The sequence below is a fragment of the Streptosporangium jomthongense genome (assembly GCF_042650425.1).
Classification (GTDB): domain Bacteria; phylum Actinomycetota; class Actinomycetes; order Streptosporangiales; family Streptosporangiaceae; genus Streptosporangium.
In genome coordinates, this window is the sequence record NZ_JBHSBC010000008.1 from 99926 (window position 1) to 122386 (window position 22461).

Annotated in this window: 19 protein-coding genes; 15 read left to right on the forward strand and 4 right to left on the reverse strand. The window is 72.3% G+C overall.

Annotated elements, in window-relative coordinates:
- Window positions 1–10: 10 nt before the first annotated feature.
- Both ACFOYY_RS08365 and ACFOYY_RS08370 read left to right on the forward strand, forming a co-directional pair.
- Window positions 11–589: a flavin reductase family protein gene (locus ACFOYY_RS08365; RefSeq protein ID WP_352012643.1), complete on the forward strand. Its 579-nt coding sequence runs from the start codon at window positions 11–13 to the stop codon at window positions 587–589.
- On the forward strand, window positions 586–1992 hold the full coding sequence (locus tag ACFOYY_RS08370; protein ID WP_352012642.1) for a cytochrome P450: 1407 nt from the start codon (window positions 586–588) through the stop codon (window positions 1990–1992). The genes ACFOYY_RS08365 and ACFOYY_RS08370 overlap by 4 nt, the downstream gene beginning before the upstream one ends.
- An 87-nt stretch (window positions 1993–2079) precedes the next feature.
- Here the strand turns inward: ACFOYY_RS08370 and ACFOYY_RS08375 are convergent, their stop codons facing one another.
- Window positions 2080–2805, reverse strand: coding sequence for an AraC family transcriptional regulator (locus ACFOYY_RS08375; RefSeq protein WP_362772115.1), 726 nt, complete (start codon window positions 2803–2805; stop codon window positions 2080–2082).
- A gap of 571 nt (window positions 2806–3376) precedes the next feature.
- Here ACFOYY_RS08375 and ACFOYY_RS08380 point away from each other — a divergent pair.
- From ACFOYY_RS08380 to ACFOYY_RS08390, 3 genes are read left to right on the forward strand one after another with little or no spacing between them, the layout of a single operon-like run.
- A complete protein-coding gene (locus tag ACFOYY_RS08380; RefSeq protein WP_352012640.1) occupies window positions 3377–3946 on the forward strand; it encodes a DUF5987 family protein in 570 nt (189 codons plus the stop codon).
- Window positions 3943–5598 (forward strand): GMC family oxidoreductase, encoded by a 1656-nt coding sequence (locus tag ACFOYY_RS08385; RefSeq protein WP_352012639.1) that lies wholly within the window; start codon window positions 3943–3945, stop codon window positions 5596–5598. The genes ACFOYY_RS08380 and ACFOYY_RS08385 overlap by 4 nt, the downstream gene beginning before the upstream one ends.
- Window positions 5599–5652: 54 nt before the next feature.
- On the forward strand, window positions 5653–6702 hold the full coding sequence (locus tag ACFOYY_RS08390; protein WP_386189076.1) for a carboxymuconolactone decarboxylase family protein: 1050 nt from the start codon (window positions 5653–5655) through the stop codon (window positions 6700–6702).
- A gap of 93 nt (window positions 6703–6795) precedes the next feature.
- Here ACFOYY_RS08390 and ACFOYY_RS08395 read toward each other — a convergent pair whose 3' ends face one another.
- Complete coding sequence (locus tag ACFOYY_RS08395) at window positions 6796–7317, reverse strand: hypothetical protein (protein ID WP_352012637.1); 522 nt, start codon at window positions 7315–7317, stop codon at window positions 6796–6798.
- Between the two features lie 254 nt (window positions 7318–7571).
- Here ACFOYY_RS08395 and ACFOYY_RS08400 point away from each other — a divergent pair, with 254 nt between their 5' ends.
- The gene (locus tag ACFOYY_RS08400; protein ID WP_386189079.1) at window positions 7572–8681 is read left to right on the forward strand and encodes an NAD-dependent epimerase/dehydratase family protein; all 1110 of its coding nucleotides are present in this window, start codon (window positions 7572–7574) and stop codon (window positions 8679–8681) included.
- Between the two features lie 101 nt (window positions 8682–8782).
- On the forward strand, window positions 8783–10324 hold the full coding sequence (locus tag ACFOYY_RS08405; RefSeq protein WP_352012713.1) for an acyl-CoA carboxylase subunit beta: 1542 nt from the start codon (window positions 8783–8785) through the stop codon (window positions 10322–10324).
- Between the two features lie 33 nt (window positions 10325–10357).
- On the opposite strand, the gene ACFOYY_RS08410 is transcribed toward ACFOYY_RS08405, so the two are convergent.
- Window positions 10358–11053, reverse strand: coding sequence for a TetR/AcrR family transcriptional regulator (locus tag ACFOYY_RS08410; protein WP_352012635.1), 696 nt, complete (start codon window positions 11051–11053; stop codon window positions 10358–10360).
- Between the two features lie 84 nt (window positions 11054–11137).
- Here ACFOYY_RS08410 and ACFOYY_RS08415 point away from each other — a divergent pair, with 84 nt between their 5' ends.
- The 6 genes from ACFOYY_RS08415 to ACFOYY_RS08440 all read left to right on the forward strand — a co-directional run bounded on the left by ACFOYY_RS08415 (window position 11138) and on the right by ACFOYY_RS08440 (window position 18146).
- Window positions 11138–12289 (forward strand): carotenoid oxygenase family protein, encoded by a 1152-nt coding sequence (locus tag ACFOYY_RS08415; protein ID WP_386189081.1) that lies wholly within the window; start codon window positions 11138–11140, stop codon window positions 12287–12289.
- Between the two features lie 278 nt (window positions 12290–12567).
- Window positions 12568–14322: a non-ribosomal peptide synthetase gene (locus ACFOYY_RS08420; protein ID WP_362772124.1), complete on the forward strand. Its 1755-nt coding sequence runs from the start codon at window positions 12568–12570 to the stop codon at window positions 14320–14322.
- Window positions 14323–14382: 60 nt separating this feature from the next.
- Complete coding sequence (locus ACFOYY_RS08425) at window positions 14383–14598, forward strand: MbtH family protein (RefSeq protein ID WP_386189083.1); 216 nt, start codon at window positions 14383–14385, stop codon at window positions 14596–14598.
- Between the two features lie 153 nt (window positions 14599–14751).
- Window positions 14752–15885, forward strand: a complete 1134-nt coding sequence (pdhA, locus tag ACFOYY_RS08430; protein ID WP_386189085.1) for a pyruvate dehydrogenase (acetyl-transferring) E1 component subunit alpha — start codon at window positions 14752–14754, stop codon at window positions 15883–15885.
- 27 nt (window positions 15886–15912) lie between these two features.
- Window positions 15913–16890, forward strand: a complete 978-nt coding sequence (locus ACFOYY_RS08435) for an alpha-ketoacid dehydrogenase subunit beta (protein ID WP_362772126.1) — start codon at window positions 15913–15915, stop codon at window positions 16888–16890.
- 2 nt (window positions 16891–16892) lie between these two features.
- Window positions 16893–18146 (forward strand): dihydrolipoamide acetyltransferase family protein, encoded by a 1254-nt coding sequence (locus ACFOYY_RS08440; RefSeq protein ID WP_386189088.1) that lies wholly within the window; start codon window positions 16893–16895, stop codon window positions 18144–18146.
- A 60-nt stretch (window positions 18147–18206) separates the two neighbouring features.
- On the opposite strand, the gene ACFOYY_RS08445 is transcribed toward ACFOYY_RS08440, so the two are convergent.
- Entirely contained in the window at window positions 18207–18617 is a 411-nt protein-coding gene (locus ACFOYY_RS08445; protein ID WP_352012629.1) for an SgcJ/EcaC family oxidoreductase, read from the reverse strand.
- Between the two features lie 592 nt (window positions 18618–19209).
- Here ACFOYY_RS08445 and ACFOYY_RS08450 point away from each other — a divergent pair.
- Both ACFOYY_RS08450 and ACFOYY_RS08455 read left to right on the forward strand, forming a co-directional pair.
- Window positions 19210–20769 (forward strand): 4-hydroxyphenylacetate 3-hydroxylase family protein, encoded by a 1560-nt coding sequence (locus tag ACFOYY_RS08450; protein WP_362772130.1) that lies wholly within the window; start codon window positions 19210–19212, stop codon window positions 20767–20769.
- A gap of 207 nt (window positions 20770–20976) precedes the next feature.
- The gene (locus ACFOYY_RS08455; RefSeq protein WP_352012627.1) at window positions 20977–22323 is read left to right on the forward strand and encodes a sensor histidine kinase; all 1347 of its coding nucleotides are present in this window, start codon (window positions 20977–20979) and stop codon (window positions 22321–22323) included.
- Window positions 22324–22461: the final 138 nt, after the last annotated feature.

The following is a 22461-nucleotide window of genomic DNA, read 5'->3' on the forward strand; positions in this document are numbered from 1 at the left end:
GGAGATCAGTATGAGCGTCAATCCTGAGCCGTCCCACGAGACGGGTTCCGCCGGACCGGAGCCGGAAACCGGGACGAGCGCCGTGGCGGACCCCAAGGCGATGCGCAGGGCGTTCGGGATGTTCGCCACCGGCGTCACCGTGGTGACCGTCGGTGGCGGCGGTCCGCACGCCATGACGGCCAACTCCTTCACCTCGGTCTCGCTCGACCCGCCGCTCGTGCTGGTCTGCGTCGACCGCGGCGCGATCATGCACGGCTGCCTCGCCGCGGAGGGGACCTTCGGGGTCTCCGTCCTGGCCGCCGGCCAGGAGCCCCTGGCCAGGCACTTCTCCAACCGGTGGCGGCCCCTGGGAGCCGCCCAGTTCGACACCGTCGACTGGCTTCCCGGGCCGCTCACCGGCGCCCCGCTGCTCGCGGGCACACTCGCGCGCTTCGAGTGCGAGCTGTGGCGCGCCTACGACGGAGGCGACCACTCGATCTTCGTCGGGCGGGTGCTCTCCATGGAACAGCAGGACGACCGGGACGGCCTGCTGTTCTTCCACGGCAGGTTCCGCCGGATCATCCCAGATCGAAGCGAGGTGACAGCTTGAACCCCACCGGAGGAGGCGCTGCGGCCGTGCCGGGCGGCGGGGCGTCGTCCCCGGCGCCCGGCCGGCTGAGACCGCCCGGACCGCCGCGCAGAGCCGCGATGGGCCTGTTCCTGAAACTGGCCCGTGACCGGCTCTCGCTGATGACGTCGGCCGCCGAGCGGTACGGCGACGCGGTCCGGATCTCCCTCGGGCCGAAGACGCTCTACTTCTTCAACCACCCCGACCACGCCAAGCACGTGCTGGCCGACAACAGCGCCGGCTACCACAAGGGGATCGGACTGGTCCAGGCGCGCCGTGCCCTCGGGGACGGGCTGCTGACCAGCGAGGGCGAGCTGTGGCGCAAACAGCGCAGGATGATCCAGCCCGCCTTCCAGCACCGGCGGATCGCCCAGCAGGCGGGTGCCGTCGCGGAGGAGGCGGCGGGACTGGTCGGCAGGCTGCGGGCGCACCGGGAGGGCGAGCCGGTCGACGTGCTGGGGGAGGTGACCGCCCTGACGCTCGGGGTGCTCGGCCGTACCCTGCTGGACGCCGACCTGGGCGCCTTCGGCTCGGTCGCGCACTCCTTCGAGGCCGTGCAGGACCAGGCGATGTTCGAGATGGTCACGCTCGGCGCGGTGCCGACATGGCTTCCGCTGCCCAGGCAGCTGCGCTTCCGCCGGGCCCGTGAGCAGTTGCAGCGGGTCGTCGACCGCCTGGTGGCCGAACGTTCGGCGCGCGGCGCGGCCGAGGGGGACGACGTGCTGTCCCGGCTGATCGTCTCGACCGGGCAGGAGACCGACCCCCGGGTCGGCGGCAGGCGGATGAGGGACGAGCTGATCACCCTGATGCTCGCCGGGCACGAGACGACGGCCAGCACCCTGGGGTGGACCTTCCACCTGGTGGACCGCAACCCCGGGGTGTGGGACGGGCTGCACGCCGAGGCGGTCGAGGTGCTCGGTGACCGGCTGCCCGGCTACGAGGACCTGCACCGGCTGAGGTACACCACGATGGTGGTCGAGGAGGCCATGCGGCTCTACCCGCCGGTGTGGATCCTGACGCGCAGCGCGCAGCGGGACGACCTGGTCGGCGCCTACCACGTGCCGGCCGGGGCGGACGTGCTGATCTGCCCCTACACGCTGCACCGGCATCCGGGGTTCTGGAGGGACCCTGAGCGCTTCGACCCGGAACGGTTCGCCCCCGAGGGAGCCGCCTCCCGGCCGAGGTACGCCTACATTCCCTTCGGCGCCGGTCCCCGCTTCTGCGTCGGCAACAGCCTGGGCATGATGGAGGCGGTTTTCGTGGTCGCGATGGTCGCCAGGGAGCTGCGCCTGACCGGGGTTCCCGGCCACCGGGTGGTCGCCGAGCCCATGCTCTCGCTCAGGATGCGCGGAGGGCTCCCGATGACGGTGCGCCCGGCCGGGTGAGGGGGGTTTCGGGCGGGAGGTTCCCGGGACGGGACGGCGACGGCCGCAGGCCTTCATGGCTGCGGCCGTTTCCGATGGCGCGGGAGGTCAGCTCGCCACCGAGTTGAGCGCCACCAGGCGCACGTCGAGCAGGGCGAGCAGCACCGGGGGGTCGAGGGTTCCCATCGGCCGCAGCTGTACGTCGGCGGGCTTGACCACGACGTCGCGCCGCACCGTGATCGGTCCGTAGCTCCCGACGTAGAGTGACGGGTCCCTGCCCAGACTGCTGATGATCTTCTCATTTCCCGGGGCGACGGAGTGGGCCAGCAGATGCCAGGTGCCCTGGGGCACCCTCTCAAGCACGTAGGGGCCGGGCCTGCGCAGCACCGTGCAGCGGACCGGCGGCCCCTGTGGGATGCAGGTGGGGAAAAGCCCGACGAAGATGAGGCCGCACTGACCCGTGGTCGGAGCCCAGATCTTGCCCTGGACGGTCGTCAGCCGGGTCTCCTCACCGTCGTTCCTGCCGCTAGTGAGGATCAGCGGGGCGAAACCGCCGTGCTGCCGGTAGGTGGTCGGCGCGAGACCGACGCAGCTCTTGAAACGGGAACTGAAGGTGCCGACGCTTGAGTAGCCGACCTGGATGCTGATGTCGGCGACGCTCAGCGAGGTCGACAGGAGCAGCCGTTTGGCCTCCTGCAGCCGCAACGCCGACAGGAAACGCCCAGGTGAGATACCGGTTACCTGTCTGAAGACCCGGGAGAAGTGAAATTTGCTGAACATGGCGGTGCGGGCCATGTCATCGATGGTGAGCTCGTCGCCGAGATGCTCACGCATGGTCTCGATAACTCGTCTCACAGCTTTCTCAAGAACTTCCTCCATCATTCCTCTCCGTGTGTTGAATATTCATCAATATGAATGACGGGAAAGGTCGGCCTGTAGTCGGCTGGTCGTCTCGGAGAGTTCGACTCCCATATTCATTCGCCCCTTCCGGGGCTTGTATGTGCCAGTCGAACGACTAATAAAAAAGATCGGCATCAATATTTCTAAATCAACATCTGACTGCTGTCAACTGTGCTAGTGAAGCGTGCTCACCGTGTCTGAGCTGCTACTCTAGGTTGTGAGCGGCGTTAATTGGGTGTTAGTGCGCCACAGAAAACCCTGAAGAATGAGGCTTGACAGGACGGCAATTCAGAAGATGCGTCGGACGGGGTGCCGCTCGGACGATGGATCAGACCGGAACTGAATTCGATATGTGAGTTCCAATTGGTCGCAGATCCCGCCGTGCCGGGCCAGGGCCTCGACGTCCCGTGCCCGCTGCCGGGCCGGTCCGTGAAACGAGGGTTCGGCCGACGCGCCGGCTTCCGGCCCCCACGCCGCACCCCCTCGCCGACAGGAGGAAACGCCGGTGCAACCGGGTATCCCAGACGAAGAACAGGCCAGGACCATGACGCTGGAGGCCTTCGCGGACACGATCGTCCCCGGTGAGAAGCGCTCACCCGGCGACGAGGCGGTCGCGGGGGCGGCGGCGGGCGGGGGCGCGGTCGCCGCGGGCGCCGTCGAACTGCTCGAAACCCCCGCGGCCGGGCTGGCGCCCGCGCTCGGTGACCTCGCCCGGCTGCTCAACGAGCACGCGCGGGCCTACGCGGACCAGAACGGGATCGACCTGACCGCGGCGCTGCCGCCGTTCGTGGCCCTGCCGTTCCCGCATCGGACCGCCCTGGTCGGGATACTGACCTCCCCCGGTCACCCGGAGCGGGAGGTGTGGGTCAGCGTCGCGCTGTTCAGCAACATGGCCTTCGACACCGCGGCCCACATGCACACCCTCGACGCCCTGGCCGCCGGTCACCCGGGGCTGACGGCGATGGGCTTCTCCGGGCCGCAGGAGGACGGCCTGTGGCGCTTCCCCGTCTACTCCTACGGCCGCGAACTGGCCCGCCTCCACCCGGCGACGACCTCAACGGGGAGCCCCGCATGACCGTGACCGAGACGACGGACGTCCTCGTGGTCGGCAGCGGCTTCGGCGGCGCGATCACGGCCTACCACCTCGCGGCGGGCGGCGCGCGGGTCGTGGTGCTCGAACGCGGTCCCTGGCTGCAGGGCGAGGACTTCGACCACGACTTCAAACTCGGGTCGAGCTACACGCGGATCTTCGACTTCGTGGTCGGCGACGGCATGAGCCTGCTCGGCGGCAACTGCGTCGGCGGCGGCAGCGTCGTGTACTTCGCCGCCATGCCCCGCGCCCCCCGCTTCGTCTTCGACCGCAGGGGGGCCATCGGCCGCAGGATGTGGCCCAAGGCCGTCACCCGCGACACCCTGGAGCCCTGGTACGACCGGGTGGCCGAGGCACTGCCCGTGACCAGGCAGGACTGGGACGCGGTCACCTACTCGGGCGGCCTGTTCGCGGCGGCGTGCGCGCACGCGGGGCGCACGGCCAACCCGGTGCCGGTCGCCATCGACGGCGAGAGGTGCACCAACTGCAACTGGATGATGGCCGGGTGCCGCTTCGACGCCAAACGGTCGCTGCTGTTCAACTACCTGCCCGCCGCGGTGGCGCACGGCGCCCAGGTACGGCCCATGCACGAGGTGCAGCGCCTGACCAGGAACGACGACGGCGGCTACCGGGTGCACTACGACATCGTCGACGACGAGGACTACCGGGTGCACACCGGGAGCGGGACGATCGACGCCAAGATCGTGATCCTGGCCGCGGGCGCCGGGGCGACCCCGGTGATCCTGCAGCGCTCCGCGCCGGACCTGGGGGCCATGCCGTACGCGGTCGGCAGGTACTTCTCCGGCAACGGCGAGCGGCTCAACACCGCGATCCTCAACGAGGACAGGGTCCGTGACCTGCTCGGGCTGTCCCGCGGAGACGGCCCGGCCTACGCGGCCTCCCAGATCGGCAAGGGGCCGTGCGTGGCGAGCTGGGACCGCCTGGACGGCACGCTGCCCGAGTACTCCCGCTACTCGCTGGAGCAGCTCTACTTCCCGCCCGGCTTCGGCACCATCCTCGCCCAGGTGCCCGACGCCACCGGCCCGACCTGGTTCGGCGCGGAGAAGAAGGAGATCGTACGGCGCTGGCAGTCGTGGCTGACCGTCTTCACGATGAGCGAGGACGACAACGAGGGCGTCTTCGGACCGCCTCCGCCGACGGGCAACGCCGTACGGATCTCACAGCAGATGCTCGGGCGCGGCCCCATCCAGTACCGCCCGACCGCCAACACGCTGCGCGGCTGGGAACTGGCCGACGCCGAGGTCCGCGACATCCTGGAGCGCGACGGGCTGTCCAGGGTGATGCCGTGGACCAACGACGTGGTCGGCGCCTACACCGTGCACCCGCTGGCCTCCTGCCGCATCGGCGACGACCCCAGCACCTCGGCGCTCGACGACCGCCACGAACTGCGCGGGCACCCGGGCATCTTCGTCACCGACGGCTCGGCCGTGCCGGGGGCGCTGACGGTCAACCCGGCGATGACCATCGCGGCGCTGGCCGAACGCGCCGTCCCGGGCATCGTGCGGGCCGCCAGGCAGCGCGGCGTCGAGGTCACCTACGGCGCCCCCTCCCCGGACGGCGCCACGAGCGGCAGGCGCGCCGCGCTGCCGTTCGTGCCCAGCCTGACGCACAAGTAGCCCCCCGGGCGCGGGCGGGTGAGCCCGCGCCCGGCCGACCTCAGGGAGCGCGCGATGGAAACGACACTCCTGCGGCGGGTCCTCAGGAAACCGCTGCGCGGCTCGCTCCGCCAGGTCAGGCACGTCCGCCCGGTGCCGCCCGCGCGGGCGCGGGGCCTGGTCGCCGAGGTGTACACGCGCTCGGAACGGGAGTTCGGCATGCTGGCGCCGCCGGTCGCCCTGCACTCGCCCGCCCCGGAGATCCTGGCCGCCTGCTGGATGATGCTGCGGGAGACGCTGCTGACCGGCGGCGGACCGGGCCGGGCGGTCAGGGAGGCGGTCGCGACCGGCGTCTCGCTCGGCAACGCCTGCCCCTACTGCGCGGGCGTGCACGGCGCCGCCCTGGGCGGCCTGGTCCCCCCGGAGGGCGGCGCGCGGCGTGATCTCGCGCCGGTCGAGGAGTGGGCCAGGGCGAGCGGGACGCGCGGGCGGGCGACGCCGTTCCCCGGGGAACAGGCCGCCGAGCCCGTCGGGGTCCTCGTCGGGGTCGCGGTCACCTTCCACTACCTCAACCGCATGGTCAACGTGTTCCTCGACGAGACGCCGCTGCCGCCGCGGACACCGGGGATGGCACGCGGCACCCTCATGCGGACGCTGGGCCGGCTCATGCGGCCGACCGGTGGGGGCGTCGAGCCGGGCGGCTCGCTCGACCTGCTGCCCATGGCCCCGCTGCCCGGCGACCTGTCCTGGGCGGCGGGCGCGCCGGGCGTCGCGGGCGCCTTCGCCCTCACGGCCTCGGCGATCGAGGCGGCGGGCCGCCGTTCGGTGCCGGGCCCCGTCCGTGACCTGCTGACGGCCAGGCTGGCGGCCTGGGACGGCGGCCACCCCGGGCTCGGCGGGGCGTGGGCGGAGGAGGCGGTCGCGGACCTGGCCGCCGAGGACCGCCCCGCCGGGCGGCTGGCCCTGCTGACGGCCTTCGCCTCCTACCGGGTCGGCGAGGCCGACGTGGACGCCTTCAGGGAGAGTCGTGGGACGGGAGACCGGGAACTGGTCGAACTGACCGCGTGGGCGAGCATGGCGGCGGCCAGGACGGTGGGCGGCTGGACGCGCGGGGAAAGTCCGTGAACCCCTTTCCCCGGCCGGTGGAAAACGCCCGGCCGCGGCACGGGAAACGCGCCGCGGCCGGACATTCGAGAAAGCTTTCCTTTTCCGGGGCCCTCAGGTGCGCGCCGTCGCGCAGCCACACGCCATGGCCGACCGCTCGGATTCGTTCGGACGGCGGTGCAGGACCATCGCGACCACCATCGGGGCGAAGACGACGGCGTTGTAGAACAGGTGCAGCTCGACCCGGGGAAAGAAGACCTGCAGGACGCTCGTGGGGACCGGCCTGCCCATCAGGTGGTTGCCGGTCATCGCCTGCAGGAGCAGCAGCAGGTGCTCGAAGTGGTGCCAGACCTGGATGCCGAGTGAGATGTTCCACCAGGTGCGGGAACGGCCGGTGAACCCCTTCCTGAGCATGACGAGACCGATGAGCATGAACAACGCGTAGCCGTAGTGCATCCACTCGGAGGTCACCAGCCACGGGAACGGCAGCCCGAGCACGCCGCGCGCCTGCGGGACCGGCCAGCCGAGGACGTAGATCTGCACGGCCTGCGCCACGTGCTCTGCCCAGTGGGCGACGACGAGCACGAGGAAGACGTTCAGCCAGGTCCTGTGCCGGGGTCCGTTGACAATTGCCATTCTTCCAGGAAAGCGACCCGCCGAAGCCGCCTCAGAAGCCATGCGGAAACCTCCGCTCTCGCGCCGAACAATTTCTCTGACGTTGCGACGACAACGTCGTCAACCGTAGCGGTGCCGAATCGGCCGCTTCTTCTCCTGGATTGCCGAATTCGCCTTACGCGGACGATAACGCCGGTCCGCTGAAAGCACAATGGGAGAAGACAGTGGGATCTTCACTCGTGCACGCTTGCTGCGAAACGCCCAGTGATTCCGCCATGAGCGAGGTATTTCTGATGCTGGTGAGCGTGACAGGCGGCACCGGATTCGTCGGGGCCCATACGGTCGCGGCGTTCCTGCGGGCGGGGCACCGGGTCCGCCTGCTCGTCCGCGAGCCGTCCGGGGTCGCCCGTGCCCTGGCCCCTCTCCTGCCCGGCCCGGCGCCGGGCGGGAACGCCGACGAGGACACCTTCGCGGACACCTTCGGGGACGCCGTCGAGGTGGTGACCGGAGACGTCACCGACGGCGAGGCGGTCGGCCGGGCGGTGCGGGGGGCGGACGCCGTGCTGCACGCGGCGGCGGTCTACACCTTCGACAGCAGACGGCGCGCGAGTGTGCGGCGGACCAACGAGCGGGGCGCCGAGGTCGTGCTCGGGGCCGCGCGCGCGGCGGGAGCCGACCCGATCATCCACGTCTCCAGCGTCGCGGCGTTGTTCCCCGCCCCCGGCCGGGTCGTCCGCGAGGACACCCCCGTCGGCAGGCCCCGCGAGCCGTACATGGCGAGCAAGGCGGCGGCCGAGGCCGTGGCCCGGGGCCACCAGCGGGAGGGCGCTCCGGTGGTGATCACCTACCCGCCGGCCCTGCTCGGCCCGCACGACCCCAGGCTCGGCGACCAGACCGCCAGGCTCCGTGACGTCCTGCGGGGCCTGCTGCCGGTCTGGCCGCTCGGCGGGCTGCCCCTCGGCGACGTGCGGGACACCGCCGCGCTGCACGCCGAACTGCTCACGCCGTACGGCGGCGGCCCGGCCAGGCACTTCGGGCCCGGCCACTACCTGACGACCCGGCGCTATGTGGAGGTGCTGCGCGAGGTGACCGGACGCCGCCTGCCGACGCTCTTCCTGCCCGCCCGCGCCATGCTCCCGGCCGGGCTGCTGGCCGACCTCGCGCAGCGGGTGTGCCCCTGGCACATCCCGGCGCAGTACGGCGCCGTCTACGTGTGCGCCTGCGCGACACGGGTGGCGGAGGGGGCGAGCACCGGCGGCGTCGTCCCGCGGCCCGTCGCCGAGACGGTCGGCGAGACCGTGCGCTGGCTGCACGCCAACGGGTCGCTGTCGGACCGGCAGGCGGGCACGGCGCGCGGGGACCTGACGCCGGTGAGGGCGTCGTGACCCCGGCAGGCAGGCGGACCGGCCTGCGGGACGACGTCAAAGACGTGCCCGCCCCCTCCGACGCGCGAGGGGAGGACGGGCCCGGCGAGCCGCCGCGCTCGATGGACCTGCTGCGTGAGCGGCACGGCAGGCTGCGCGGCCGGATCGCCGCGGGCTCCCGGGCCGCAGTCGAGCGGCAGCGGTCGCTGGGCAAACGGACGGCGCGGGAGCGGCTCGACCTGCTGCTCGACGAGGGCTCCTTCACCGAGATCGACATGTACCGCCGCCACCAGGCGAACGACCTGGGGATGGGCGAGCGGCGCCCGCACACCGACGGGGTGGTCGCCGGCTCGGGCACGGTGGACGGGCGCCGGGTCTTCGTCTACGCCCAGGACTTCACGATCTTCGGCGGCTCGCTGGGCCACGCGCACGCGGCGAAGATCCACAAGGTGATGGACCTGGCGATCGCCACCGGAGCGCCCCTCATCGGGCTCAACGACAGCGGCGGCGCCCGTATCCAGGAGGGGGTGATGTCCCTGGACGGCTACGGCGGCATCTTCCGCCGCAACGTCCAGGCATCCGGCGTGATCCCGCAGATCAGCGTGATCCTCGGCCCCTGCGCCGGGGGAGCGGCCTACTCCCCGGCCCTGGCCGACTTCACCTTCATGGTCCGCGAGACCGCGCGGATGTACCTGACCGGCCCCGACGTCGTCGAGGCGGTCAGCGGCAGGCGGGTCACCCACGACGAACTGGGCGGCGCCGAGGTGCACGGCGGTCGCTCCGGGGTGGCCACCTTCGTGCACGACGACGAGGAGAGCGCGCTTGAGGACGTGCGCTACCTGCTGTCCCTGCTGCCGAGCAACAACCTGGAGCCGCCGCCCGCCGGGCCGCCGCGCCAGGCCACGACCGACCACCGGCCCGGGTTCGCCGAGATCGTGCCCGTCGAGCCGAACAGGCCGTACGACATCCGCTCGGTCGTCGCCGAACTGGTCGACGACGGCGAGTTCCTCGAACTGCAGGAGGGCTGGGCGCCGAACGTGGTGTGCGCGCTGGCCCGCGTCGACGGCGAGGTGGTCGGCCTGGTCGGCAACCAGCCCATGGTGCTCGCGGGGGTCCTGGACGTCGCGGCGTCACAGAAGGCGGCGAGGTTCGTCCGCTTCTGCGATGCCTTCGGCATCCCGCTGGTGACACTGGTCGACGTCCCCGGCTTCCTGCCCGGCCCCGACCAGGAGCACGCGGGCATCATCAGGCACGGCGCCAAACTGCTGTACGCCTACTGCGAGGCCACCGTGCCCCGTGTCCAGGTCATCCTGCGCAAGGCGTACGGCGGCGCCTACATCGTGATGGACTCCCGCTCCATCGGCTGCGACCTCTCCCTGGCCTGGCCGACGAACGAGATCGCCGTGATGGGCGCGCAGGGAGCGGTCAACGTCATCTTCCGCAAGGAACTGGCCGCCGCGGCCGACCCGGCCGAACTGGCCGCCGAACTCGTCGCCGAGTACTCCGAGCGGCTCATGCACCCGCACTACGCCGCAGAACGGGGACTGGTCGACGACGTGATCGACCCGGCGGAGACACGCGCCGCGGTCGCGCGCGCCCTGGCCATGCTGCGCAACAAGCGCCAGACGCCGCCGCAGCGCAAACACGGCAACATCCCCCTCTAGGTTCCGTTCCGCGGAGCCTCACGCCCGCCGCGGTCACGCAGGCGGTGCCTCGCGGAACAGGCCCTGACCTCCGGTCTCCTCGACCTCGGCCCGCATCCGGTCCCCGGACAGGGCGACCGATCTCCTCGCGCTGTCCAGGTCGTCCCCCGAGCTGACCATCAGGGCGGTGAGCTGGGCCTCGAAGCAGCGCTCGGCGTCGTAGGGGGCGATGAGGTAGCCGCCGAGCTCCAGGGTGACCAGCCCGTGGATCGCGCTCCACATCTGGTGGGCGACGAGTTCGGCGTCCTCCGCCCTGAACCGGCCCGCCTCGAAGCAGCGGGTGGCGCACTTGACGACGTTGCCCAGCGTGTAGCGCCCGTGCTGGCGGTCCTCCTCCGTCAGGGAGAAGCCGGCCAGCGACGCCCCGCCGAACATCACCGCGTACAGATGCGGGTTGGCCAGCGCGTTGTGGCGGTAGGCCCTGCCGAGCAGCGCCATGTCGGCCACCGGGTCACCGGTCTGGCGCACGTGGGTGAGATGGCGCTGCAGCCGGGCGAACCCCTCGTGCACGATCTCCCGCACCAGCCCGCTCATGCCCCCGAAGTGGGTGTAGACCGCCATCGTCGAGCTGTCGGCCTCGGTGGCGAGCCGCCGGGTCGACAGGGCCTGCGGTCCCTCCTCGGCGAGCAGCCGGGCGGCGATGTCGACCAGTGCGGGACGTGTCCTGGGGTCTGCTCGGCGGGGACTCATGTTGACAAGTATTACATAACGCCGATATGTTTCTAAGCACAACACCGTTATGGTATTGCTGACCCCGCCCGGAGGAGGCGCCTCATGGCCGCCCCAGCTCGCGCGTCCGGCCCGGCCCCCACCTGGGTGCCGTCACCGTTGCGGCTCCCCGTCGAGGGAGCCCTTCCCGAGGGGCTCGACGGGTGCTTCCTGCAGGCCTTCCCGCATCCTCTCGGCGACGGAAGGACCCTCCTGTCCGGCGTCGGCCTGCGCGGGGGAGAGGCCTTCCGGCACCGCGCCCGCACGACCGTCCCTCCGGCGAGCCCCTTCGGGCCGGTGCCCGCCCTGGCCCCCGCCGTACGGCCCGCGAACCCCGGCGGCCGGGTCCCCGGGTCCCTCTCGCTCGCCAGGCCCGTCCGCGACCCCGCCACCGGCCGGTGGCACGCTGTCGCCTCCTACCCCGGGCTGGGACACGCCGAGCACCTGGTCGCCGACTCCGGCGGCGCCGTCCGCCACGCCCGGCCCTTCGCCCTCGACGGCGCGCCCCTCATGAGCGCCGCCGCCCTCACCGGGCACCACGTCGTCGTGTTCGACCCGCCGGTCCTCCACGACCGCGCCGCCGCCCTGGCCGGGACCCGCCCGCCGTACTCCTGGCGGCCGGGCGCGAGGGCGCGCGTCGGCCTGCTGCCCCGCGAGGGGGCGCCGGAGCCGCGCTGGTTCGAGATCGGCCCCTGCCACGTCTCCCGGGCGGTGAACGCCTACGAGGAGGACGGGAAGGTCGTGGTCGACGCCGTGCGCCACCCCCGGGCCTATGACGGGGCCCCCGGCCCGCAGGGGTCGCCGCGGCTGTGGCGCTGGACACTCGACCCGGTCACCGGCGCCGTCGGGGAACGGGAGCTGGCACCGGGGGCGGAGACGGCCCTGGCCGACGAGCGGGCGACGGGGCGCGCGCACCGCCACGTGTTCGGCTCCCGTGACCCGCGGGAGGGCGCCGCGCTCGTCCGGTACGACCTGAGGACCGGCGGCCTCCGGGAACACCGGCTCGGCGCGGGGAAGCGCGCCGGGGACCCCGTGTTCGTGCCCCGGGGGCCGGCTGAGGGCGACGGCTGGCTCCTCGTCTTCGTCCGGGACGACGCCAGGCGAGAGGGCGGGTTGCTGGTGCTCGACGCGCTCGACCTGGCGGCCGGGCCGTACGCCGTCGTCCACGTCCCCTGCCCGCCGCCCGCCTACGGCCGCGCCGCCTGGCTGCCCGCCTGACCCCGGCGGAGAGCCGCACCGGAGAGCGCCGGAGAGCACCGGAGAGCGCCGGAGAGCATCGCAATCCGGGAGATGCGCTGTACAGCGGGCGGATGTGACGCTGACTGCGTGACCGGACGCGACGGCGGCCGTCCACGGCGGGGGTGACGGCCCCGGCCGCCGGCGCCCGCCCGTGCCCGTCGTGCCCGCGAATCCGCCCCGCCCCCGGCCCCCGGTTCCCGGCCGCGCGGGCGGCCCGCACGGCGGGCTCAGGCGGAACGAACGGATTGGAGTACGCGATGGCTTCCCCTTCCACCCAGGGTTCCGTCCAGGGACGCTTCGCCGCCCAGGCGGCGCTGACCCCGGACGCGACGGCCGTCTCCTTCGGCGACCTCCGCCTGACCTACCGGGAGCTGGACGAACGGGCCAACCGGCTCGCGCACCTGCTGCTCGGACGGGGAGCCCGTCCGGAGAGGCCGGTCGCGGTGCTGATGGAGCGTTCGGCCGACATGGTCGCCGCCATCCTGGCGGTGCTCAAGACCGGGGCGTTCTACCTGCCGCTGCACACCTCCCACCCGCCGGAGCGCATCCAGTGGATCATGGACCACGCGGGCGCGCCGATCCTGCTCGCCGACGCGACGACCCTCGGGCGCGGCCTGCCGGAGGGCGGCCCGCTCGTCGTCGTCGACGGAGGCCGTGAGTCGGCGGGGGAGTCCCCGGCCGACCCGGGCGTGGACTCCCACCCGGACCAGCTCGCCTACCAGATGTACACCTCGGGCTCGACGGGAGAGCCGAAGGGCGTCGGCGTCACCCACCGGGGCGTCCTCGGGCTGGCCTTCGACTCCTGCTGGGAGGGCGGGCGGCACGAACGGGTGCTGATGGTCGCGCCGCACGCCTTCAGCGTCTCCACCTACGAGCTGTGGGTGCCGCTGCTGAACGGCGGCCGGATCGTCGTCGCGCCCCCCGGCGTCCTCGGCGTGGCCACCCTGGGCAGGCTCGTGACCGAGGAGGCGATCACCGGTCTGCACCTGACGGCCGGGCTGTTCCGGGTGCTCGCCGAGGAGGCGCCCAAGTGCCTGGCCGGGGTGCGCGAGGTGCTGACCGGCGGGGACGTGATCGCGCCCGAGGCCGTACGGCGGGTGCTCGACGCCTGCCCGGACACGGTGGTCAGGGCCATGTACGGCGCCACGGAGACGGCGCTGTTCGTCACCCACGGCCCGATGACCGCCCCCTACACCGAGGAGGGCGCCGTACCGGTCGGCGGCCCGCTCGACGACGTACGGCTGCGCGTCCTCGACGAGGCCCTCACCCCCGTCCCGCCCGGCACGGTCGGCGAGCTGTACGTGGGCGGCACCCGCCTGGCGCGCGGTTACGCGGGCCGGGCCGACCTGACCGCGCAGAGCTTCGTCGCCGACCCGTTCGCGGGACCCGGCGAGCGGATGTACCGCACCGGCGACCTGGTACGGCTGACCGCCAGGGGACAGCTCGACTTCGTCGGCCGCGCGGGCGACCAGGTGAAGATCCGGGGTTTCCGGGTCGAACCCGCCGAGATCGAGGCGGTCCTGGCGAGACACCCCGGGCTCGCCCACGTCGCGGTCGTCGCCAGACGGGCCGAGGACGGAGAGAGAAGACTGGCCGCCTACGTCGTGCCCGGACCCGGTGGCGCCGACGTGGAGGCGTTGCGCGCCCACGCGGCGCGGGCGCTGCCGGACTACATGGTGCCCGCCGCGTTCGTCGTGCTCGACACCCTGCCGCTGACCCCCAACGGGAAACTGGACCGCGCGGCGCTGCCCGCGCCCGACTTCACGGGCCTGCCCGCCTACCGCGCCCCGAGCGGCCGGCTTGAGGAGACCCTGTGCGCCCTGTTCGCCGAGGTGCTCGGCGTGACGCGGGTCGGCGTCGACGACAGCTTCTTCGACCTCGACGGCCAGTCGCTGCTGGCGATGCGGCTCATCAGCCGCATCCACGCGGAACTGGGCGAGGACCTGCCGATCAGCGCCCTGTTCGACACCCCGACGGTCGCGGGCCTGGCGGCGCGGTTCGGTGGCGCCTGACGGCTTGTCAGCTCTTCGAGCCCTCGCGTCCGAAGCCCGGTAACGGAGAAGGAGAACGAGATGGCCAACCCCTTCGAGAACCCGGACGGAACCTTCCTCGTGCTGGTCAACGAACAGGGCCAGCACTCCCTGTGGCCCGTCTTCGCCGCCGTGCCCGCGGGATGGGCCGTCACCCACGGCCCCGCGGGGCGTGAGGACTGCCTCGGCCACGTCAGGCGGCACTGGACCGACACCCGGGCCCGTGACCTCGCCGCCCACCTGGACACCCCGCGCTGAACGCCCAGGCCGGGGCCGTACGCCGCGATCCGCACGGGTCCCTCACCGGCCGTTCGCGGGTTCCGCGGACACGCGGGGGCCCGCACCCACGGACACCACCGGCAACCGGCCGCGCGCCGGTTCCCGACCACCGCAACGCACGAGGAGTGGCACGTGACCATCGACGCCGCGCGCGGTACGCCCCCGGGGACCGTCACAGCGCCCCCGCCCCCGCCGACCCCGCAGGAACCCGTCCGGCTGCTCACCCCGGACGGCAGGCGGGTCGAGCACCCGGACTACGACGCCGTCTTCACCGCGCGGGAGGTCAGGAGCCTCTACCGGGACCTGGTGATCGTCAGGAGACTCGACGAGGAGGCCCTGGCCCTGGCCAGGCAGGGAGAGCTGGCCGTCTGGCCCTCGCTGCGCGGCCAGGAGGCGGCGCAGGTCGGCTCGGCCCGCGCCCTGCATCCCGGGGACATGGCCTTCCCCAGCTACCGCGAGCACGGTGTCGCCTGGTGCAGGGGCGTCGACCCGGTGCGGGAACTCGGCTCCTTCCGGGGGATCAACCACGCCGGGTGGGACCCCAGGGAGCACAACCTGCACCTGCCGACGATCGTCATCGGCAGCCAGGTCCTGCACGCGACCGGCTACGCCATGGGCGTCCAGCGCGACGGCGCGGAGGACGCGGTGATCGCCTACTTCGGCGACGGCGCGACCAGCGAGGGCGACGTCAACGAGGCGTTCGCCTGGGCGGCCGTGCAGAACGCGCCGATCGTGTTCTTCTGCCAGAACAACCAGTGGGCGATCTCCGAACCCACCGAGCGGCAGTCACGCGTCCCGCTGCACCGGCGCGCGGACGGCTTCGGCTTCCCCGGCGTCAGGGTGGACGGCAACGACGTGCTGGCCTGCCTGGCGGTGACCGCAAGGGCGCTGGACAACGCGCGCAGCGGGCAGGGGCCGACGCTGGTCGAGGCGTTCACCTACCGGATGGGGGCCCACACGACGACGGACGACCCCGGCCGCTACCGCCCGCGCGCCGAGACCGAGGCCTGGCTGCTCAAGGACCCCGTCGAACGGGTCAGGACCTACCTGCTGGCCTGCGGCGCCGCGGACGAGGCCTTCCTCGCCGAGGTCGAGGCGGAGGCGGAACGGATCGGGGCGGACCTGCGCACCCGGTGCCGGGAACTGCCCGATCCGGACCTCGACGAGCTGTGGGACAACGTCTACGCGGCCGAGCACCCGCTGGTCGAGGACGAGCGCGCCGCCTTCGCCGCCTACCTCGCCTCCTTCGAGGACACGCCGCGATGAGGGAGACACGCGAAGGGAGGCACGACGGTGGGCGTTGAGACCCTGTCTTTGTCCCGGGCGATGAACGAGGGCCTGCGCAAGGCCATGGAACGCGACCCCAGGGTCCTCGTCATGGGGGAGGACGTCGGCAGGCTCGGCGGTGTCTTCCGGGTGACCGACGGCCTGCAGAAGGACTTCGGCGAGAGCAGGGTCATCGACACGCCCCTGGCCGAGTCGGGCATCGTCGGCACGGCCATCGGGCTCGCGCTGCGCGGCTACCGCCCGGTGTGCGAGATCCAGTTCGACGGCTTCGTGTTCCCCGCCTTCAACCAGATCACCACCCAGCTCGCCAAGATGCGGTTGCGTTCCCTCGGCACACTCGAACTTCCCGTCGTCGTCCGGATCCCGTTCGGCGGCGGCATCGGCGCCGCCGAACACCACAGCGAGTCCCCCGAGGCGTACTTCACCCACACCGGCGGCCTGCGCGTGGTCGCCTGCTCCAACCCCTCCGACGCCTACACGATGATCCAGCAGGCCATCTCCTGCCCCGACCCGGTGATCCTGTTCGAGCCGAAACGGCGCTACTGGGACAAGGCGCCGGTCGAGCTCGACCCGTCGGGGGCGGTGCCCCTCGGCCGGGCCGTGGTCGCCCGCCCGGGGCGGGACGTGACGCTGCTGGCCTACGGCCCGGCCGTACGGACCTGTCTCGAAGCCGCCCAGGCCGACGGGAGCCGCTCCGTCGAGGTCGTCGACGTCCGCTCGCTCAGTCCCCTGGACGAGGCGACGGTGTTGTCCTCGGTGCGCAGGACCGGCCGGTGCGTCGTCGTGCACGAGGCCCCGGTGTTCAGCGGGTACGGCGCGGAGCTGGCGGCGAGGATCACCGAACGGTGCTTCTACGACCTGCGGGCCCCGGTGCTGCGGGTCGGCGGCTTCTCCACGCCCTACCCGCCCTCGCGCCTCGAACGGCACTACCTTCCCGACCTCGACCGCGTCCTCGACGCCGTCGACCGGACCATGGCCTGGTGAGCATGAGTGAGCTGAGACGGTTCGCGCTCCCCGACGTCGGTGAGGGGCTCGTCGAGGCGGAGATCGTCAGGTGGCACGTGTGCCCCGGCGAGCCCGTGCGGGTCAACCAGATCATCCTTGAGATCGAGACGGCCAAGGCCGTCGTCGAGCTGCCCTGCCCCTTCGCGGGCGTCGTGGGGGAACTCCTCGTCGAGGAGGGCACGACGGTCGAGGTCGGCACAGCGCTCATCACCGTGGCCGTCGGCGGGGACGCCCCCCGGGTGGCCCCGCCCGTCGCCTCTCGGGAGCAGGAGCGGGTTCCCGTGCTCGTCGGGTACGGGGCCATGCCGGGCGCGACGAGCCGCAGACCGCGCAGGCGGACCGCCCCTGAAAGGCCCGGAAGATCCGAAAGGCCCGGAGGGAGCGGAGACGGTGGCGCGGGCGAGCCGACCGTCCGCAGACTGGCCAAGGACCTCGGCGTCGACCTGGCCGCCCTCGCCAGGACCGGCCCGGGAGGATCGGTCACCCACGAGGACGTCCGGCGGGCGGCGGCCGTACCGGACCCGGAGCCCGGCGGCGGGCAGGAGCGGATCCCGGTCAGGGGGGTGCGCAGGCGCACGGCGGAGGCGATGGTGCGCTCGGCGTTCACCGCCCCGCACGTGACCACCTGGCTGCAGGTCGACGTCACCGCGATGACGGAGCTGGTCACGAGGCTGCGCGGGCTGGCCGACTTCGCCGGGACCAGGGTCTCGCCGCTGCTGCCCGTCGCCAGGGCGCTGGTGATCGCGGTCAGGCGCAACCCGATGATCAACTCCTCGTGGGACGAGGCCGCCCAGGAGATCGCGCTCTGGCGGCGGGTGAACCTCGGCGTCGCCGTCGCCACGGAACGCGGGCTGATCGTCCCCAACGTCAAGGGAGCCGACGACCTGTCGCTGCCCGCCCTGGCCCGCGCCCTGACGGAGCTGACCGAGACCGCGCGGGCGGGCGGGACCACCCCCGGGGACCTGTCGGGGGGAACCGTCACGATCACCAACACGGGCGTCTTCGGGGTGGACGCCGGAACCCCGATCCTGCCGCCGGGTGAGTCGGCGATCCTCGCGCTCGGCCAGATCAGGGACATGCCCTGGGTACACGAGGGACGGGTCACGGTACGCAGGGTCGCCACGCTGGCGCTGTCGTTCGACCACCGGATCGTGGACGGCGAACTGGGCGCCACGGTGCTCCGCGAGATCGGCGCCATGCTGGAGGATCCGCTCCTGATGCTCGCCTGGTCCTGACCGGCCCCGGCACGAGGACGCCGCCCGGCCGTGGGGCCGGGCGGCGTCCGCGCGAGCGGGTCAGGCCGGGTTGACGGGGCTGTTCTGGTAGGCGGCGAGCCGCCATTGGCCGTCCTCCTTGACGACCAGCCAGGAGGCCCGGATGGCGCGTTCCGGGGAGACCTCGGTCTCACCCGGAGCCAGCACGCCGCCCTGCGTGATCAGCACCCCGGTCGTCTCGCCGAGGAACCTGATGTCGATCGGGCGCCCGGTCACCTGGGTGCCCTTGAACGGGCCCTCGAACGCCTCCGCCATGAACGAGTGGATCTCCTGACGGCCCTTGCGGTAGAGGCCGGGCAGGATCATGCTCCCGTCCTCGGTGAAGACGCCGGCGAAGGCCTCCGCGTCGTGTTCGGCCCACGCGTCGACGACGCGCTGGGGGACGGCCGCCACGGCGGCCCTGTCAGCGTCCGAGGGGCTGGTCGTTGTCATGTTTCTCCCTTTCTCCTGGCTGTCCGATGGTCGTCGGGAAGTCTCAGGCGGCCTCGTCCGGAATCTCCCAGGCGGGGGACGGGCACGCGCGGGCACGCGCCGCCCTCCTCCGTGCCAGGGTCCAGGTCACACCCTCCGTCTCCTTGTCGTCCCCCGGCGGACAGGACGGGTCCTCCCGCCGGGCCGGGGGCGACTCGGACACGCGGCCGGTCGGCCGTCCTGATGCGGGAACGTCGGCGGTCAGCACCATTTCCTCCTGGGAACCAGCTGGGAACTAGCGGATGAGAACCGGGAGGCGTGCCGCTCGTACGGTCACGGAAGGCGGGAGAACGGTGGTCCCCATGAGACGGTCGGGAACCGCCCGGAGCCGGACGCCCCTGTCATCCACTGTCATCCACCGGCGATGGCGGCGACCGCCTCCGGTGTGCTCACCCTCCGACCGTCCCACCCGGCCCCGGGGCCCCGCATCTCTCGGATTGCGCTGTCCGGGAGAACCGCGGTGATCAGCGCAATCTGGGAGAAAGGCATCGCCACCACCGGGTGTCACCATTGAGTTCCGCGGCGCCGCCCACAACTTCCCCGAGGAGTCGAGGTGCGAGACGAGCAGACAGGCCCCGTGACCCGCCCGCTGACCGGTGAGGAGTACATCGAGAGCCTGCGCGACGACCGTGAGATCTACGTGTACGGCGAACGCGTCAAGGACCCCACGACCCACCCGGCCTTCCGCAACCCCATCCGGATGACGGCGCGGCTCTACGACGCGCTGCACGACCCGGCCAGGCGCGAGGTCCTCACCGCGCCGACCGACACGGGAAGCGGCGGATACACCCACAGGTTCTTCACCACGCCGCACAGCGCCGAGGACCTCGTCGCCGACCAGCGGGCCATCGCCGAGTGGGCGCGCATGAGCTACGGCTGGATGGGCCGCAGCCCCGACTACAAGGCCTCCTTCCTCGGCACGCTCGGCGCGAACGCCGACTTCTACGAGCCCTTCGCCGACAACGCGCGCCGGTGGTACGCCGAGTCGCAGGAGAAGGTCCTCTACTGGAACCACGCCATCGTCCATCCCCCGGTCGACCGCAGCCGCCCGCCGGACGAGGTCGCCGACGTCTTCGTCCACGTGGAGCGGGAGACCGACGCGGGCCTGGTCGTCAGCGGGGCCAAGGTGGTCGCCACCGGCTCGGCGCTCACCCACTACAACTTCATCGCCCACTACGGACTGCCGATCAAGAGACGGGAGTTCGCGCTGGTGGCCACGGTGCCGATGGGCGCGCGGGGGATGAAGCTGATCTGCCGCCCCTCCTACACCGCCGCCGCGGCGGTGATGGGCAGTCCCTTCGACTACCCGCTCTCCTCGCGCCTCGACGAGAACGACACCATCCTGGTGCTGGACAAGGTCCTCATCCCCTGGGAGAACGTCTTCGTCTACGGCGACGTGGGAAAGGTCCAGCTGTTCACCGGGCACTCCGGCTTCATCGAGCGCTTCACCTTCCACGGCTGTACCCGCCTGGCGGTGAAACTGGAGTTCATCGCGGGCCTGCTGGCCAAGGCGCTTGAGATCACCGGCACCAGGGACTTCCGGGGCGTGCAGAGCAGGATGGGCGAGGTCCTGGCCTGGCGGAACCTCTTCTGGGCGCTGTCGGACGCCGCCGCGCGCAACCCCGTCCCGTGGCGCAACGGCGCGGTGCTGCCCAACCCCCAGTACGGCATGGCCTACCGGTGGTTCATGCAGGTCGGCTACCCCAGGATCAGGGAGATCGTGCTGAAGGACGTCGCCAGCGGGCTGATCTACGTCAACTCCAGCGCCGACGACTTCAAGAACCCGGACATCCGTCCCTACCTGGACAGATTCGTCCGGGGCTCGAACGGGGTGGACGCCGTCGAGCGGGTCAAGGTCATGAAGCTGCTGTGGGACGCGGTCGGCACCGAGTTCGGCGGCCGGCACGAGCTGTACGAGCTCAACTACGCGGGCAACCACGAGAGCACCCGCGTCGAGCTGCTGCTCGGGCAGGGCGCGTCGGGGCAGATCGACGACTACAAGGCGTTCGTCGAGCGGTGCCTCGGGGAGTACGACCTGAACGGCTGGACCGTCCCCGACCTGTCCTCCTTCGACGACCTGCGCCACGCCAGGAACGACCTGCTCAACGGCTGACCCCGCCGCGCCGTCCGGACACGCCCGGACCGGGACAACCGTGGGTTCGCACCGTTCCGCGGGCGGCGCGGCCTGAGGTGGCCACGCCCTCCGCATGGCGCGGGCCGCGTCTTCGGTGAAGACTGACGGGGAAGTACACGGGGGTGTGACGGGGGGTGTGACGGTCGGCGGACCCCGGAACGGCGCCGGGGAGAGTGGAGAGAACGGGTGCGGCGCTCATGCTCCCTTGGCTGGCGTGACTCCGAGTACCTCGCGGCCCGGCCGGGACGGGATCGGGTCAACCGGTTCGTCGTGATGCTGCTGGTCCTGCAGCGCGCGAGCTACCTGGTGCCCGCCGTCGCGGGAGTCTTCAGCGCCGACCGCCTCTACCGGAGCGCCGCGCTGAACGTGGTCCTGCTGGCCGTCGCGGTCGCCTGGAACGCCGCACTGGTCGTGACCACCCGGCGCCGGGGCTGGTTCGCCCGCTGGGCGGTGGCCGCGGACGTCGCGGTGACCTGCGGGCTCCTGCCGGCGGTCGGCGCCAACTGCCTCGGTGACTCCCGAGCCCCGGCGAACTGGTCGTCGTCGGCCCTCATGGCCACGGGGGCGTTGACCGGGGCGGTCGCGGAGTCCCTCGCGTGGGCGTGGGCGCTGCTGCCGCCCGCACTGGCCTACCTGGTGGCGCACGCGGGCGACCTCGGCAGCAGGTACCCGTTGCCGATCGACATCGCGGTGCGCCTGAACTCCTACCTGTGGTTCGCGGTCATCGTCTGCTTCATCCACCGTTACCTGCGGGCGCAGGCGAACCGCCTGGACGACCTGGCCGACCGGCGGCTGGCCACAGAGACGGGCCACGTCGCCGACCAGGCGCGTTCCGCCGAGCGTCTGGCGCACTACCGGCGGCTGCACGACACGGTGCTCACCACCCTGACGGCCATCGCCCGCGGCGGTCTCGACCACAGGGAGGAGCAGGTACGGCTGCGCTGTGCCGCCGACGCGGAGTACGTCAGGCTGCTCATCGGGCGCGAGGGCACCGGAACGGCCGCCCGCCTGGAGGACAGCCTGGCCAAGGTGATCACCAGGGCCTCCGGGCTCGGGCTGCGGGTCCGCTACGCCGCGGCCTGCCTGCCCGAGCGGGTGCCCGCGGCCGTCGTCTCCGCTCTCGCGGACGCCTCCCAGGAGGCGCTCAACAACGTGGCCCTGCACTCGGCGACGAAGGAGGCCTGGCTGACGGTCATCGGCGAGGACGCGCACGGGAACGTTCCTGAGGACGGCCGGGGCCGTCGGGTGACCGTGCGCGTCGTGGACCGGGGGAGAGGCTTCGACCCGGCCTCCACAGCCCCGGGATTCGGGCTCGCCTCCTCCGTCGCCGGCCGCATGCGGGAGGTCGGCGGTCAGGTCACCGTCCTGTCCGCCGAAGGCGAGGGCACCTGCGTCGAACTGGTCTGGCCCGGTGACCCGGCAGGGAGCGGGGCGGGGCCGGTCCTCGACGGTCACGTCAACCGAGACGGAGCCCGGCCCCCCACCGGGCCCGGAGGGGCCGGGCGTCAGAGTGACCGCGGCGCACACGGCTGACCCGCGGTGCACGACCCCGTCGCGCCCCCACCAAGTGGCCCGCGTTCCAGACGGACCCTCAAGAGATCCCCTCGCCCGTGAGGAGCGTCGGCTTGTGCCGTACCGGTGCCGTGCGCGAGGGTTTGACCTTGTGCTTTA